This window comes from Brevibacillus composti (genome assembly GCF_016406105.1).
Classification (GTDB): domain Bacteria; phylum Bacillota; class Bacilli; order Brevibacillales; family Brevibacillaceae; genus Brevibacillus; species Brevibacillus composti.
The window spans coordinates 3,540,288-3,555,694 of sequence record NZ_CP066308.1 but is presented as its reverse complement, the minus strand read 5'-3'; the positions used below and the strand labels follow the sequence as shown (position 1 = coordinate 3,555,694).

10 protein-coding genes, 1 riboswitch and 1 other annotated feature are annotated in these 15,407 nt (G+C 57.0%); of the genes, 6 read left to right on the top strand and 4 right to left on the bottom strand.

Going from position 1 to position 15,407, the window contains the following annotated elements; all coding sequences use genetic code 11:
• Nucleotides 1-15: 15 nt before the first annotated feature.
• From JD108_RS17855 to JD108_RS17835, 5 genes are all read left to right on the top strand, one after another.
• The gene (locus JD108_RS17855) at nucleotides 16-2,289 is read left to right on the top strand and encodes a cellulose biosynthesis cyclic di-GMP-binding regulatory protein BcsB (protein ID WP_198827331.1); all 2,274 of its coding nucleotides are present in this window, start codon (nucleotides 16-18) and stop codon (nucleotides 2,287-2,289) included.
• Between the two features lie 107 nt (nucleotides 2,290-2,396).
• Nucleotides 2,397-2,640: a binding site (T-box leader), on the top strand.
• A 134-nt stretch (nucleotides 2,641-2,774) separates the two neighbouring features.
• Nucleotides 2,775-3,275 (top strand): Lrp/AsnC family transcriptional regulator, encoded by a 501-nt coding sequence (locus JD108_RS17850; protein ID WP_198827330.1) that lies wholly within the window; start codon nucleotides 2,775-2,777, stop codon nucleotides 3,273-3,275.
• A complete protein-coding gene (locus JD108_RS17845; RefSeq protein ID WP_198827329.1) occupies nucleotides 3,272-4,447 on the top strand; it encodes an aminotransferase in 1,176 nt (391 codons plus the stop codon). The genes JD108_RS17850 and JD108_RS17845 overlap by 4 nt, the downstream gene beginning before the upstream one ends.
• Nucleotides 4,448-4,643: 196 nt before the next feature.
• A complete protein-coding gene (locus tag JD108_RS17840; RefSeq protein ID WP_198827328.1) occupies nucleotides 4,644-5,510 on the top strand; it encodes a helix-turn-helix transcriptional regulator in 867 nt (288 codons plus the stop codon).
• A gap of 58 nt (nucleotides 5,511-5,568) precedes the next feature.
• On the top strand, nucleotides 5,569-5,946 hold the full coding sequence (locus JD108_RS17835; RefSeq protein WP_198827327.1) for a VOC family protein: 378 nt from the start codon (nucleotides 5,569-5,571) through the stop codon (nucleotides 5,944-5,946).
• A 64-nt stretch (nucleotides 5,947-6,010) separates the two neighbouring features.
• Here the strand turns inward: JD108_RS17835 and JD108_RS17830 are convergent, their stop codons facing one another.
• Entirely contained in the window at nucleotides 6,011-7,462 is a 1,452-nt protein-coding gene (locus JD108_RS17830; protein ID WP_198827326.1) for an amino acid permease, read from the bottom strand.
• A 103-nt stretch (nucleotides 7,463-7,565) separates the two neighbouring features.
• Nucleotides 7,566-7,753: riboswitch (Lysine riboswitch) on the bottom strand.
• A 328-nt stretch (nucleotides 7,754-8,081) separates the two neighbouring features.
• Here JD108_RS17830 and JD108_RS17825 point away from each other — a divergent pair.
• Complete coding sequence (locus tag JD108_RS17825; protein ID WP_198827325.1) at nucleotides 8,082-11,975, top strand: cadherin-like beta sandwich domain-containing protein; 3,894 nt, start codon at nucleotides 8,082-8,084, stop codon at nucleotides 11,973-11,975.
• A 71-nt stretch (nucleotides 11,976-12,046) separates the two neighbouring features.
• Here the strand turns inward: JD108_RS17825 and JD108_RS17820 are convergent, their stop codons facing one another.
• From JD108_RS17820 to JD108_RS17810, 3 genes are all read right to left on the bottom strand, one after another.
• A complete protein-coding gene (locus JD108_RS17820; protein WP_198827324.1) occupies nucleotides 12,047-13,861 on the bottom strand; it encodes a hypothetical protein in 1,815 nt (604 codons plus the stop codon).
• A gap of 150 nt (nucleotides 13,862-14,011) precedes the next feature.
• On the bottom strand, nucleotides 14,012-14,827 hold the full coding sequence (locus JD108_RS17815) for a PilW family protein (RefSeq protein ID WP_198827323.1): 816 nt from the start codon (nucleotides 14,825-14,827) through the stop codon (nucleotides 14,012-14,014).
• The gene (locus JD108_RS17810) at nucleotides 14,824-15,339 is read right to left on the bottom strand and encodes a type IV pilus modification PilV family protein (RefSeq protein ID WP_198827322.1); all 516 of its coding nucleotides are present in this window, start codon (nucleotides 15,337-15,339) and stop codon (nucleotides 14,824-14,826) included. Before JD108_RS17810 ends, JD108_RS17815 begins: the two co-directional genes overlap by 4 nt.
• Nucleotides 15,340-15,407 lie beyond the last annotated feature (68 nt).

Below are 15,407 nucleotides of genomic sequence, written 5' to 3'. Positions count from 1 at the left end.
ATAGGTGAGGAAAAAATGAAGAGAACATGGAAACGGGCGGTGCTGTCTATGGGGACAGCCGCCTTGATGATGGGACAATACGCGCCCGGCTTGCTTGCCCAAACGGAAACCGTTTTGCGAGGAAGCCTACCTGTAAGCTTTCAACCCGTGAAAGAGAACGAGCCCGTTCGTTTTTCACCCAATGTGGCCGGGACTTCCCCGGGCTACGTCTATCGCTTTCTGCCCGAAACAGTGACCCTCACGGGAGTCGATGCGGCGCAGGATTTTTACTACAAGGTGCCCAAAGCGGAGCTGGGGAGCAATCATTACCTGGAATTGACGATCGCCCATTCGGACTTGCTGATCCCCTCCCAATCGACGTTGACGGTCAGCGTCGATGACAAGCCGCTCAAAAGCATATTTTTGACGGCCGAAACGAGCAAGCAAACCAAGCTGACCATCCCACTCGGCCGCGACGAAACGACAGAGGGATTTCATAAAATCACGATTTCCAAACATGGCCTCATCTCGGATGATCTCTGCAATGATCAGTACAATCCGGCTAACTGGGTAAAAGTCGGCGCTTCTTCGCTGGTATTTATCGATACCAAGTCATCCGTTCAAACCAAAGATCTACTGAATGATTTCCCCTATCCCTTTGTGGAACCGGGTACGGACGTAGAAGTGTACAGTGTGATCGTCGTCCCCGATTCCCCGTCGAACGACATCATCACATCGGCGCTGCTGCTGGCCACCTCGCTTTCGTCCTATACAGCCACGAAGCGGCCTTTGCCGATCATGACGGAAACCGAATGGGAAAAAGCGGAGGGAAGCAGCCGACAACATGCACTGGCTGTCGGAAAACGCTCCGACTGGAAGGGAGCCCTGCGGGGCGCGGCAACGACTCGGCCCGTGGACACAAATGACAAGGAATTGGCCATTGCGTACGCTTCGCTTGCCGGCAAGGCGGAGGATCGCACCAAGATGATGATGCTCGTGACGGCCGAGGATGATGCCGTCATCAGAAAAAACATCGACATCCTGACGAACCCGTCGCTGAACCGCCAACTGGCGGGGAACCGTTTGGCGGTAAATGACGGGCCGGCTGTAGAAGAACAGGTGAAGCGAGAAAAAGAGCTGACGCTCTCCTCCTTTGGCTATGATCATATCCTGCTGGATGAAATCGAAAGAGAGTCCAGCCAGCTCATGCTGCAGGTTCCCTCCCATTGGAAACTGACGGGCCATAGCACATTGGATCTGAAAGTGAAGGTATCGCCGTTGCTCCTCAGCGACCTCGATGCAAAGGAGTCCACAAAAGGCAAGGGGGCCAAGGGACCGCAGTCACAGCCCGCTTTGACCGTGACCGTTGGCGGAATCCCCACGACTTATCCTTTGGATCAGCTAAAGGCGGAGGATCATCACGGCGACCATTACACCATCCGCGTCCCGCTATCCGCGAAACAGATCAAGGAGTCCGGCAGGGGCTTGGACGTGAAAATCTCCGCCCATATCGAGCCGACGAGCGGTGCCTGCGTCAGGGAGCGGAACAATGGCCGATGGATTTTTATTGATAAAGAAAGCTCATTGAATGTGGCTCATGAATATAGAAGCGAGAGCAGCTTCCGTTACTGGCCCGCTCCGTTCATGGCCCATGACGATTTCACCGATGCCGCCTTTCTGTTGCCTGAAAAGGCGGGTTCCGAGCACCTGACGCAACTCTCCTCCCTCGTCAATAACATCGCCATGGAGACACGCGGCCGCAATGATTTTCGCGTCTTTCGCGAACCTCTGGGAGAACAGGAGAAACAGCAGCTGAATCAGTACAATGTGATCTTGATCGGTTCGCTTGACCAGTTTCCCTCTTTGGCGTCGGCACAAGACAAGCTGCTCGTCCAAATGCAGGGCGGAAAGCTGCAGTCCGCTGTGCCCAATGTCATCAACGAGATGACAGAGCAAATCGCCTGGATCCAGCCTTCCGTATGGAATGCCGGGAAGCATATGGCGATCTTTACCCCCGTCAGTCACGGGGATCAGGGGCCGCCGAAGCTGGACGTAGCCAAGTTCCTCGATTTCTTGAAAGCGGATCACGTGAACAGCCACATGCTCGTGATGAGCAAATCGGGAGAAGTTTTTTCCATTCCGGGAGAATCCGAGAGTGACGTTCCCGCCAGCGAAGCAGATGAACAGGCAGCGCCTGCCATCCCGCTATGGGTCATCTTCGTGATGATCGGTGTGTTTACAGTGGCATTGCTCTTTTTCCTGGAGCTGCGGAGAAAAGAAAAGAGGAGGAATTCCGCAGGGAAGGAGTAAGTGAGCAGGGGCGGAAGGCGAAAATTCCCTCGCTTTCTTTATTGACAAGCGCTCCCGTTCTTCTTATAATCGAGAACATTCCGAGATAGTGTGCCATGGAGAAAACATAGAGAGCTTGGATGAGGAATAGTAAGAGAGGGCGCTGATGACCAGAGAGCCTGCCTGTATGCTGTGAGGGCGGCCGTCAACTCTCTTTGAAGCCGCCTCGGAGCTCTGCTTCTGAACCTTCGAGTAGGAAGCAGCGGATCAGACTTCCGTTATCAGTCGCAAGTCTTGCCTAAGACTTCATAAGTCTGTTTTTCGCGAGGAGAACAGAAAGCTGAGTGGTACCGCGAACAGATCGCCTCAGCAACCGACAATCCGGATCAATCCGGTCGGTTGCTGGGGCGTTTTTTGTATGCATGGCGCGGGCTGCCGGGGCAAGAGGCCGCTTGCCGTCGCCATGGGCGCGGGTACCGATGTTAACCAGATGGGAGTGGAGAAACATGAACAGAGAAAGACAGCTCGAACTGCTGCGGCTGCTGGAGGAAGACGGCCGCCGCACTGCCGAACAGATCGCCCGGCTGATGGCCGTGCCGGTGGCGGAGGTAGAGGAAACCATCGCCACGCTGGAGCGAGAGAAAGTGATCGTCAATTATCCGGCGCTGATCAACTGGGAGCTGGTCGATGATCATCCCTACGTGACAGCCATGATTGATGTGAAGGTGACGCCGAAACGGGATGTAGGCTTCGACGAGGTAGCGGACCGCATCTGTCGCTTTCCAGAGGTGCAGGCCGTCTATCTGATGTCCGGGGTCAGCTACGATCTGTCCGTGGTGCTGGAAGGAAAAACGATGCGGGAGGTGGCGACATTTGTCTCGCAAAAGCTGGCCACTCTCGATTCGGTGGTGTCGACCGCCACGCATTTTATTTTGAAACGATACAAGCATGACGGGATTCAGTTTGAAGACCGGGATGAAGACCGCAGGATGGTGGTGACCCCATGAGTCAGAATACGGCCGTTCGCAATCGTCTGTCCCAAACCGTCGCTTCGCTGAAGCCTTCGGGAATCCGCCGCTTTTTTGACCTGGCCGCCTCGATGGAGGGTGTGATTTCACTCGGCGTAGGGGAGCCGGATTTCGTCACCCCATGGCGCGTCCGGGAGGCCTGCATCTCCTCGCTGGAGCGAGGCTATACGGCCTACACCTCCAATGCGGGGATGCTGGAGCTGCGCAAAGAGATCCACAAATACCTGGAAGAGCGATTTGCCGTCTCCTACCACCCGGAGAGAGAGATGCTGATCACCGTGGGAGCCAGTGAAGCGATCGACATCGCGCTGCGTGCCATCGTCGATCCAGGGGACGAGGTGCTGGTCGTCGAGCCCTGCTATGTCTCCTATGAGCCGGTGATTCGCCTCGCCGGCGGGGTGCCGGTCTTTCTGCGGACGAACGCCGAGCAGCAATTCAAGCTGACGCCGGAAGAGCTGGAGGCGCACATCAGTCCGCGCACCAAGGCCATTATCTTCTGCTATCCCAACAATCCGACCGGCAGCACGATGACGGCCGAAGAGTGGAAGCGGCTGCTCCCCGTGATCGAAAAGCACGACCTGTTGGTCATCTCCGACGAGATCTACGCCGAGCTCACGTACGGGCGGCGGCATGAGAGCATCGCCGCGCTGCCGGGGATGAAAGACCGGACGATCCTGATCTCCGGCTTCTCCAAAGCCTTCGCGATGACCGGCTGGCGGCTCGGGTATGTCTGCGCGTCTCCCGATCTTTTGACAGGCATGCTGAAGATCCACCAGTACACGATGCTCTGCGCTCCGGTGATGGCCCAGATGGCCGCGCTGGAAGCGCTGCGCCACGGGCAGGAGGACATGGAGCGGATGGTGGAAAGCTACCGCCAGCGGCGTAACTTCGTCGTCCAGGGCTTTCAGGAAATCGGTCTGGCTTGCCATGAGCCGGAGGGCGCCTTCTACGCGTTTCCTTCGATTCGTTCGACGGGACTGGATGCCGCCCAGTTTGCCGAAGGGCTATTAATGGAAGAAAAGGTGGCCGTCGTCCCAGGCGATGTGTTCGGCGACTGCGGCAAAGGCCACATCCGCTGCTCCTACGCCACTTCGCTGGACCAGCTGCAGAAAGCATTGGAGCGGATCGGGCGTTTTGTCCAGAAGCAATAAGAGACAATAGCTGACTTCCGGCATGAAATACGTCAGGCAGACGATTTTCCATAGCGGATTCTATGTATCAATTGCATAGAATCCGCTATTTTTTTACAATTGGGTTGCTCACGGGCAGCTGTTTTTGTTACTGTCTACCCAATGAGACATGCAGCGATAGCCGGGTGTGTTCCGGACGGGGAGGGGAAGCAGGGGTATGGTGCGTGACTATCGGCCGATCCAATCGCCGAAATTGCAAAAAGAGATGCAGCGTCCGGGATACAGCTACCAAGAATACGCCCCCTGTGAAAAACTGGCGCCGCATGTGGCTTGCTACTGGACGCTGGACTATCATGCAGAGGCGGAGAGGCAATTGCATCGGATCATCCCCGACGGCTGCGTGGATATTATCGTGGACCGCCTGTCTCCCTCCGGTTGGAAGTCTGCTTTTGTCGCAGGGTTAATGACCCAATTTGAGGTGTTGAGCCTATCTGGACCACAGTCTCTGTTCGGGATCCGTTTCTATACGGAATCGGCGCAGTCCTTTTTGAAATTTCCGGTCTCCGCGTTTCTCGGGCACCATGTTTTTCTCGAGGAGATCTGGGGGGCAGAGGGATTGTATTTCGCCGAGGAAATCCTGGCTGCGCTGACAGTCACAGCAGTTATTCATACCGTTGAGAAGAAACTGCAGCAATTGTTGCACGCTGAGGCTGCCTCCTCCCATCCTCTGGTGCGGACAAGCCTGCAGGTGATGTACGCCTCCAAGGGGGTTCTATCGACATCCGATCTGGCCGATCAGCTCAGCTTCAGCGAACGCCATGTCCGGCGAACGTTCGACCGGGAACTGGGAGTGAGCCCCAAGGAAATGCTCGGCATCATTCGCTTTCAAAGCATGCTGCAGGAACTGTACAGCAGCGCCGTGCCGAGCTTTACGGATATGGCGCTGAAATACGGCTACTACGATCAGTCGCATTTCATAAAAAGCTTCAAGCGTTATTACGGGATGCTGCCGAAGCAAATATGGACGAGGCAAGGCGACGATCGCAGCAGGAAGAAGCAAGACGTCCGTTTTTTCCTATTTTGACAGAGAAGTAAAGGGTAATGTAAAGAGAGAGGTCATTTTCCAGAAGGGGATGAAAAGGATGAGCATTCGGTTGGATATGGTGGGGATTGTGGTGAAGGACATGAAAAGGGCGCTGGATTTTTACCGCCTGCTGGGGCTGGACATCCCCGCGGAGGCCGACAATGAGAAGCACGTCGAGGTTGCCCAAAGCGGATTCCGGCTGGCCTTTGACGTGCAGGAAACCATTATCGATGTATATGGCGGTTGGGAGGAGCCTGTCGGCCATCGGATCGAGCTGGCGTTTTTGTGCGAGCGGCGTGAAGAGGTGGACGAGCTGTACCAAAAAGTAACGGAGCGCGGTTACACAGGACACCGCGAGCCATGGGATGCTTTTTGGGGGCAGCGCTACGCGATCGTCCAGGACCCAGACGGCAACCTCATCAGCCTGTTTGCCTGAGAGCCGTAACCGTTCGTCTGTCTTCTCATGCAAAACAGCCCGGAGCAACACTCCGGGCTGTTTGCTATTTTTCGTAAGAGAAGTCCACTTCTTTAAGCGGAATCACCTTGGTCTTTTTCGTGTACTTGTACCCCAGCCAAACCGCGAGGAACAGCGGGAGGCCGATATAGGAGACCAAAACGCCGTTCCAGTCAATCGATTCGCCGAGAAAAGCGGTGTAGTTTTGCCCGAGCACGACGAAGAGACAGACGACAAATGCAAAGATCGGACCATACGGGAACCATTTGGAGCGGTACGGAAGCTGGCTCAACTGGAAGCCCTGCGCGAGATAGGCCCGCCGAAAGCGGTAGTGGCTGATCGCGATGCCCAGCCAGGCGATAAAGCCGGACATGCCGGACGCATTCAGCAGCCAGATATATACCGTGCCGTCACCGAACAGGGAAGCCAGGAAGGCGAACATCCCGATGCTGGCAGTCAAAAGCAGCGCATTGACCGGCACGCCGCGCTTGTTCAGCTTGGCGAAGAACTTCGGCGCTTTGCCTTCTTTGGCCAGGACGTACAGCATCCGGGTGGAAGCGTACATGCCCGAGTTGCCCGCGGACAGAACGGATGTCAAGATGACGGCGTTCATGACCGAGGCGGCAAAAGCAAAGCCGGCTTTTTCAAAGACGAGCGTAAACGGGCTGATTGCGATATCGGCAATGTCGCCGCTGACCAGATTGGGATTGTCGTACGGAATCAAGAGACCGATGACGAAAATCGCAAAAATATAGAAGAGCAGGATGCGCCAGAAAATCTGCTTGACCGCTTTGGGGATATTCCGCTTCGGATCTTCGCTCTCTCCGGCCGCAATCCCGACCAGCTCGGTCCCCTGGAAGGAGAAGCCGGCGATCATGAAGACGCCGAGGATAGCCATAAAACCGCCGTGAAACGGTGCCTCTCCCTTGGTAAAGTTGGTGAAGCCGACTGCTTCCCCGCCCATGATGCCAAAGATCATCAGGGTGCCCACGACGATAAAAATGATGACGGTGCTTACTTTGATCAGAGAAAACCAGAATTCCGACTCGCCATATCCCTTTACGGATAACATATTGAGGCCAAACATCAAGACGAGAAACAGAGCGCTCCAGAGCATCGAAGGGGTGTCCGGAAACCAGTATTTCATGATCAGCGCACCGGCCGAGAGTTCGACGGCGATCGTAATCGCCCAGTTGTACCAGTAGTTCCAGCCCAGCGCGAAGCCGAGAGACGGGTCGACGAACTTGGCCGCGTACGTGCTGAAGGAACCGGAGACAGGCATGAAGGCCGCCATCTCGCCGAGGCTCGTCATCAGGAAGTAGACCATCAAGCTGATGGCGATATATGCCGCCAGAGCGCCGCCCGGACCCGCGGAATGGATCGAGCCGCCGCTGGCGAGAAAAAGCCCGGTGCCAATCGATCCGCCGATCGCGATCATCGTCAGGTGGCGGGCTTTTAATCCGCGTTGCAGTTGATTCGAAGAAGACATAACGCACATGCACGACCTTTCTGTTTTTTTGGGAAGGACGGCTGGAAATAAAAAATACCACCATAGCCAAAACGGCATAAGGGCGGTATGCTCCAATCCCCACCAAGCCTTCACGGAAGATAGCACAACACGTCTGCCAGGCGGGCAAACGTGACAGTTCTGTCCCTTTCGGGTACAGCCCCAGCCTGTGCGGCAGAGAACACACAGCAGGCTTCGGCGGCTTTTCCCTCCTCGTGGAGTCATTGATCTTCTCTGAATCTCGTCCCGAATCATATAAAAGCCGCGACCTCTATCCTCATCGTGCAAGATGAGGATATTGATTATGAAATTATGTTACGGTTCAAGTATATGAGTTTTCCGATAGAAATCAAGTGTGAGTTTGTGCCAGCCCGGTTGGCGGCACCCCCCCTCCCGTAACAGATGTTTCAAAACCGACTATCCTCACCGGTCTTTCTTCATGGTAGAATAGTACCATTATTAGGAATCATGATAAATATGCCAGCAATGGTTCGAATGAACCATAGCGAGAGTCGAGCGCTCGTATAGACAGGGAACATAGAAAAGCAACGAGAGATTGTTTCAGGACGAAGACTGAAGCAGAACGTGACGAGAGGAAAGAGGTGGACCCATGGAGAGAAGGAGTACCTGGCGCCTGCTGATGCTGTGCTTGGCCGTGATCATCTGTCTGACAGGCTTTTTGAATCAAGGGACAAGCCATGCGGCGATGGCCGCGGGAACGCCGGTGGACCGCGCAAACGACCCGCTGAATGGCGACTGGTCCAAGCCGTATGCGGTGAAATACGATACGGACGAGGCGGACCTGATGGTGCGGGTCGGGGATATCGACAATTTTGGCAAAGGATGGCCGGAAAATTACGATCCGTTTTCGGGAAAAAGCACGGCTGCGCCCTACCCCGTCATCCAGAGAGAGCCGGATGATCCCCGGGGGACGGACCAGTTGATGGTGATCAGTTCTTTCCTCTATCCCGCCTTCTCGTCGGGGCTGTCCGAAGCCGAGAGGGACAAGATCGCCGATGGCTATACCCGTTCGAATGCGTACAGAAAGAACGCCAATCCCGTCGTGCCGGTAACCGTCACTTTCGACACGAAGAACACGCCAATCAAAGGGGCGATTCTCCAGCTCTTTATCAACGACTACCAGCCGCAGAAATTTCCCGGCCGGGTGAAGTATACGGCAGAGCTGAACGGCGTCCGTGCGCCTTTTCTGGAAAAGATCATCAACTCTCTGAATCAGCATGGACCGATCGGAAAGCTGATCAGCGTGCAAATTCCGGATGAATATCTCCCCTTGCTGCAGGACGGCAGCCTCACGATATCGCTGGATGACCGATCGACGAAAAACCCCTATGGAGACGGGGGTGCGATCGATTTCGTCAAGCTGTTGATCAATCTCGGGGAGTACAAGCAGACAGGCGCCGTGAAAGGGCGGGTCACGGATTCCTCGGCGCCGCCGAAGCCGCTGGCTGGAGCCAAGGTGTCAGCGGGAGGCATCGTAAATGCGACGACAAATGAAAAGGGCGAGTACCTGTTGCAGGATGTGCCCGCCGGTCTCGTCTCCGTGGAAGCGGCCAAGGAAGGCTACATGCCGGAGCTGAAGCTGATCGAAAACTTCGAAGCGGGAAGCACGGCCACTCTCGACTTCCAGCTGGGCCCGCAGCCGAACAACAATGCCTACCTGCAGAATTTGACCGTAAAAGCGGAGAGCTTGCTCCCGCTCGAGCCTGGCTTTGATCGGGAAACGGCAAGCTACGAGGTGCATCTGAACAGCGCCGTCTCGCACATCGCAATCACGCCGACGCTGGAGGACAGCAAAGCCAGCATGACCGTGAACGGAGCGGCGCACGCCAGCGGCACGCCAAAGGAGATCGCCGTCAAGCCCGGGGCGACCAAGCTGGCGATCGCGGTGACCGCGCAGGACGGCAAAACCAAACGGACGTATGAGGTGACGGTCTATACGCCGCTCACTTCACTGGAGCTGTCCCGCTCCCTGACGAAGTCGACGATCAAGCTCGGGGAGACGTCGGAGATCCGCTATACGGTATCCCCCGCTCCTTTCCATGCGGAGGGATTGACGGGGAGACCGGCAGACCGGGTAAGCGGAATCCGCCCGTTCTATCTGATCAATCAGCCCTTTGAGTACGGCAGAGTCTACGACATGGAGACAGAGCTGGGCAAAGTAGCGGGCAGCGGAAAAGGGAACGACAACAACGGCGGTCTCGCGCCTGAAGGCAGAGGGAAAAAGAATTTCAACGAGATGATGATCGCCGGCTACGACGGCCCGGTCTCCATCAACCAGTCGATCATTACGGAGCCGAGCGCCAAAGTAACCGATATTGTAAATGGGCTGAAAAACTTGATCAAAGCCGGGATCACCGAGATTACGATCCCGCTCGTGGACAAGAGCCAGTTGGACGCCAACCTGAAAGGCCGCGACAGCATCACCGTGAACGCATTTGCTTCTTTTGTCATCACGGAAGCAGGCGGCAGGGTCCTGGCCAATTTTAAAGGATACGGGTCCTTCCCGCCCCATTCGTTTACGATCACCGATCTCACGCTGACCGAGCTCCTCCCGCCGGAGGTGCCGATCGAGAGCATCGACAAGAACTGGAGCAGACGGCTGGAAAACGGTGTGCTGACGCTGAATCTGCCCGATATCACCTTCACCCGAAGCGGCGACTGGTACAAGGCGGACCCGCTCGCATTCGGCATCGTCGTCAAGCCTGCCGAGACCGGGACCTATCTGCTGTCCGACTCGACGCTTCGCTACCGGGAGGGAGACAGGGAGAACAGCCGCAGCTTCAATCATTTGACGCTGCAGGTGGAGACGAATATTCCGCCGGTTGTCGGAATCAGCGTATCCCCGGAACAGGCATCGATCCAAGTCGGGCAAACAGTGGGGCTGAAAGTAAAGATCACTCCCGCCCAGGCGGATCAAAGCGTCATCTGGACGTCCAGCGACAGCAGCGTGGCGGCGGTCTCCTCCCACGGCATCGTGACGGGGATAAAGCCGGGGACCGCTATCATCACGGTCAGCACGCCGGATGGCCAGTTTTCCGCGACGAGCACGATTAGGGTGAGCAGCAAGCCGACGCTCAGCTTGTACGCCGATAACGGCTGGAGCCAGCCCTATGCGGAAAAAGCGACGCTGACCTTGGAGGTCACGGATTTTGCGGAAGCCTACCCGATCAAACCCGTCGTCAAGATAGATGGCGTGGAGCTTCCTGCGGGCGCGCTGGTCCCGTCAGCGCCGGTCTCCTTGGGCGATGGACGGCAAAAAGTCTCCTATACCTTCGAGGTAGCAGCGGCCCGGATCGGGGAGAGCGGCGAGGTCGGCGAGGTCCTCCGAGTCAATCCGGCCGAGATCGTCGCCGAGGCCCAAAACCGCGATCAAATCGCCGCTGAGCCGCTGCGCCGGACATTGCTGTTTAATCCAGTCACGGCCTTTGCGGCCAAGCTGGAGCGGGATGGCTCCCTCGCCGGTCTGACGGGGACGTTGACCGCCATGCCGACCACGCCCGTGCTGGACAGCGTGACGTTTGCCTATCTGCTGGATGTTCCCCTGCTGGATGCCAGCCCCGCCTCCCCCTGGATTCCGTTTAACCAAGGGCGGACCGCGACAGGAGTCCCGCTTGAGCCATTGGGCAATACGGCCGTGATTGTCGGGATGTTTCAGGACTTTAACCAGGACCGTGATTACGTTCAGCCGGATGGCTCCCCGGACCCCAATGAGATCGTCATCCGTGAAGTAACGCTGGGTCCCGCCCTGCTCCCTCCCGATTTCACCCTGGAGCCGGGAGAACGTCTGGATGAATACGTGAAAGTCGTCGTCAAGCCAGTCCCCGAGACGGTCAAAGAGACGACCCAATGGTATTACAAAGCAGGGGTGCGAGGCGAGTGGACTCCGTTTTCCATCGGGAAAAAGGGAGAGCAGATGCAGGGAGAATTCGTGATTGCCTTCGACCGGGGGGTGGCCGGCAAGCTGTTGGATACCCTGGTCACGGTCAAGGCAGTCACCCCGGTGGAAGGGATCGAGGCTCCGGGAGCGACCACGGTCAAGACGCTGCTGCTGCTTCCTGACAAAGGAAATGGCGGCGGAGGCGGCGGGGTAATCCCCGAGGATTTGTCTCCCTATGTGTTTATCCGGGTGGATAACGGCCACGAGATACTGGAAAATCGGGCGGTTCAGGTATTGCTTGGCTACAGCTTCGCCGGGAGCGAAGGCTTGCGGCTGAGCCAGGCCAGCTATGCCATTGCCGAAGCGGATAAAAATACGGACCTGCTGGCGGAGTTGGCCCGTGGAAAAGGAATTTCGATCAAAGGCGGGCTGCAAAACAGGGTGGTCAAAAACCTGAAAACCACGTCGGGCCATAGCCAAACCTACAGGGTGGCCATCTACGTCAAGGTCGAGATGCTTCATACGCTGACCCGAGAGATTTTGTGGACAAAAGAGTATAAACAAGAAGCCAATGTCACGGTGAAAGCCAAGCTGAATTTGAACTGAGACGTTGACAGGGTCAAAGATGGAAAAAACCTGGAGCCACGGGGCTTCAGGTTTTTTTTGCATGGTGCGCATTACGGCTGGATCCGCACTTCTTCGGGATGTGGACTGTACTGCAGGTCGTACAAATCGAGATAGATCTCTTCGGCGGACGGCAGGCCGGGTGTCTCCGCTTCAAAAATCCGCCGGTTGAACTGGATGGCGAAGCGGGAGGCAAGTCCCTCGTCTTCGTTGCGCTTGGTGTTCAGTTCGATGTAGGAGTCTGCGCTCCCCGTCGCGATGCCGCCCAGAATGCGGTTAAAGGAAGCGACCGAGTAGATCTCCATCGATTTCTCCGAATAGAGAAAGGCGGAGAGCGGCGGAAGCGACTCCCAGGAATCCGCGCTGTGGTAGGCGGGATCGGTCTCCCGGGTATAGCGGGAGGTCAAGCTGATCGTGCCTGTCGCGACGATCGCCAGATTTCTGTCGTCCAGATTGGCAATTTCCCGGATGAGGACGTCCCCATCCACAAAGATGGTCCCGTTGATTCGTATATCGCCCACGATATCCAGATTGCCTTTGACGTAGATCGTTCCCGTAAACGCAAACGGTTCGCCGCTCAACCTCTCTTCGGCATCCGCGTCCGGGATAAAGGAGCCCAGGCGGCCCATCTCCACCGTCGTCATCGCGGCCTGATCGGAAGAGAGCGGCGCGATATACAGCTGACGAACAGATGCCCGTTCCAACCGGTCGCCCGTCAGGCGGGCAGTCAGGACCGTCGCGGAAGAACCTCCCAACATGTCGCTGCCGTCCTCCGCCAGGATGGCCAGGGAATCGGTGCCCGCAGGGATGCTGCCGATCGTCCGGAAGCCGTCGTTCAGATAGGAATGGCTCCCCGTGTGCGGCTCCAGCTGCAGCGACTCATCCCAGGCGACGCTCTCGGTCGAAGAGCTCTCTTTTTTTCCCTGTCCGATCTGTTCGAAGATGTACTCCGAAGCGGTGAGGCCGCCGGCAAAGCGCAAGCCGTTTGCGGCGTTCTGCGTATTTTGCACGATGGGCGGTTCGTAGCCCGGCTCGTACGGTCTTTTCGGCGGAGCGGACAGGAGCGTTTCCTGGCTCCCTTCCGGCAGCGTTTTGGGCGAAAAGAGCGAGGCCAGATCTTTTCGGCTCTGGATGATGACCGGTTCTTTGACGTCCTCGATCGAGATGCGCGAATCAGAGCGGGTCACGGTGTCCAGGTCCCCGGGAGCAAGCCGGTACAGGCCGCTCACCAGGCCATCAGCCTGGCTGGCGGGGTGGGAGAGGGAGAGAATGCCTTCCACATAGGGACGGTTTTTCTGATCATCCCCCGTGCCGACATGCCAAATCGGCGGTTGGGCAGGATCATCATCCTCCGTGCTGTAGCGGTAATCAGTGGAGGTCACGACATGATCAGCCGCCACATGGCCGATCAGATTGGCGCCGCCGAACAGACGGAGCTGTCCCGGCGTGCTGACGGCGTAGTGAAACGGCGCCGCGATCGTATTGATGTACACCGTCGAATCGAGGCGGACCCGGCTTTTCACTACGGAAAGATCATCGCTGCCCCGAGCGGGTATGCCGACGACGGACACGCGCAGCTTGAGCACGTAGGGCTGGCCGGGGTTATCCCGCAGGCGGATCTCGCTCCCCAAGACCTGGTAGCCGATGGCGAATCCCTGCACGCTGCCATCCGGAAGCGGGGGGAGATCGGTTTTTTTATACGGTCCCTTTTGTCCGTTCGACTCCGTCATCTCGGCAGCGACCCGGTTCAGGACTTCTTTGATCTTCTGCTCGCCGCTGCCCGTCTTCATCGCTTCGGACAAATGGCTGTAGGCGAGGTTGTGCTCCGCATATTTTTGAAAATAGGCAAGGCCCATGTCCGCCAGCATCTTCCCCTGTATCTCGTCCTCGGTAAAAACATGCTGGCGCGAGCTTTGGCCGACGTAGGCAAAGATCGACAGGCCCAGTACGGTAAACAGCAGGAGGATGAACAGGACGATTAACAGGGCGCTCCCTCATTGGTTGGCAAGACGGCTCATCTACTCCCTCCTCTGCAGGTTGGCAACGGCGATCTCCGTCTTCACCACGCGTATATAGCTGCTGATCCGCTCCGGATGCGCCTCCATCCGCTCCAGCTCGGCCCGTATCTCATCCAGATGGGAAAAGCGCATCTGCTGTCCGTCCCGGTCCACGATTTTTTCTCCTTCCGGTGCGACGACGAGGTAGAGGGACATGGTTTTGTTGTCAGCCGAGATGGAGAAAAGGCCGCGGATCAAGTAGCCCGGCTCCATGCGAAAAGCCTGCACCAGCTCATTGGCGGAATCGGCCGGCGCAAAGCGGTACAGCTTTCTCGTGAGCAGCGACTTTGTCACGCTTCCGGATGAGACGGGAGAAGCGGCATCCTCATCCAGCGGCGCGTATACCGTCTGACTGGTATAGAGCGCCAAGCCGGGAGAGAAGGGCAGACGGCCGATATCCTCTCCCGCCTCCAGCTCGCGGATGAGCTTGTCGGCCTCCGCCGCCGGGATCAATTCCCCCGCTTTTTTCGTTCGCAAGATGTGGAGCAAGAGTTTCATCTCCTCAGCCGCTTCCGGTTCCACCTCCGCATCGACGGGGTCCAGCTCAAAGTAACTGGCTCCCTGGACCGTCCGCATCACTTCGCCGATGGCAAAATCGGCTGCATTGCGCAGCGCTGTCTGTTCGCGCGTCTGGTTGTAGACCTGCACGCCGGAGACGTAGACCGAGGTGAGCGGAATCAGGATAATCAGAAAAATAAACAGGGCAGCGAGAACTTCCACCAGCGTCACCCCGGACTGGTCGCGGAGCAGCCGAGGAAAAAGGCTTGTCCGTTTCATGGAGCGGCGCCTCCTTTGCCGGGATGGGCTGCGGCAGCCTGCAGCAAAGCCAGCTCTTGCCCTTCGGGAGAGGTGATCCGTACGGTGATCAGGATCATTGATTGGCTGGCCAATTGGTAGCGAGGCTCCTCCAGAAATGCGAGAGAGACGCTCCGGTGGTAGGTGCGTCCGTTTACCTGGACAGCGGGTAAGCGGACTTCTTTGACCCCTTCGTCATGCAGATCCTGGGTCAACTCGGCGAGACGTTGGAAGTTCAGCTTGGCTGTCGAATAGCGGCTCAAAAGGTCGGCCGGCAGCGTCGCGGCTGTCAGGTCGCCATTGCCGGAGCGCCAGGATTCGGCCAGCTGTCTGGCCAGATTCATAGCGACCAGCTTGCTGTCCTCTTTTCCCGACAGCTCCATGCTGCGGACGAGCAGATTGCTCAGCATCAGCAAGGCGATCGAGAGAATCACGATGGAGGCGAGAACTTCGATCAGCGTCATTCCTTTTTCGTTTCGACTGTCATTCCACATGTGCCGGCTCCTCCTTTCATACGGTTCTCCCTCATCTTACAAGTCTGAAAACGCATTCTAATATGTAG

Excerpts from the sequence above, each read along its gene's own strand:
- JD108_RS17855 (WP_198827331.1), top strand. The coding sequence starts at position 16 with ATGAAGAGAACATGGAAACGGGCGGTGCTGTCTATGGGGACAGCCGCC.
- JD108_RS17850 (WP_198827330.1), top strand. The coding sequence starts at position 2,775 with ATGAACAGAGAAAGACAGCTCGAACTGCTGCGGCTGCTGGAGGAAGAC.
- JD108_RS17815 (WP_198827323.1), bottom strand. The coding sequence starts at position 14,827 with ATGAAACGGACAAGCCTTTTTCCTCGGCTGCTCCGCGACCAGTCCGGG.
- JD108_RS17840 (WP_198827328.1), top strand. The coding sequence starts at position 4,644 with ATGGTGCGTGACTATCGGCCGATCCAATCGCCGAAATTGCAAAAAGAG.
- JD108_RS17835 (WP_198827327.1), top strand. The coding sequence starts at position 5,569 with ATGAGCATTCGGTTGGATATGGTGGGGATTGTGGTGAAGGACATGAAA.
- JD108_RS17825 (WP_198827325.1), top strand. The coding sequence starts at position 8,082 with ATGGAGAGAAGGAGTACCTGGCGCCTGCTGATGCTGTGCTTGGCCGTG.
- JD108_RS17810 (WP_198827322.1), bottom strand. The coding sequence starts at position 15,339 with ATGTGGAATGACAGTCGAAACGAAAAAGGAATGACGCTGATCGAAGTT.
- JD108_RS17845 (WP_198827329.1), top strand. The coding sequence starts at position 3,272 with ATGAGTCAGAATACGGCCGTTCGCAATCGTCTGTCCCAAACCGTCGCT.
- JD108_RS17830 (WP_198827326.1), bottom strand. The coding sequence starts at position 7,462 with ATGTGCGTTATGTCTTCTTCGAATCAACTGCAACGCGGATTAAAAGCC.
- JD108_RS17820 (WP_198827324.1), bottom strand. The coding sequence starts at position 13,861 with ATGCTGGCGGACATGGGCCTTGCCTATTTTCAAAAATATGCGGAGCAC.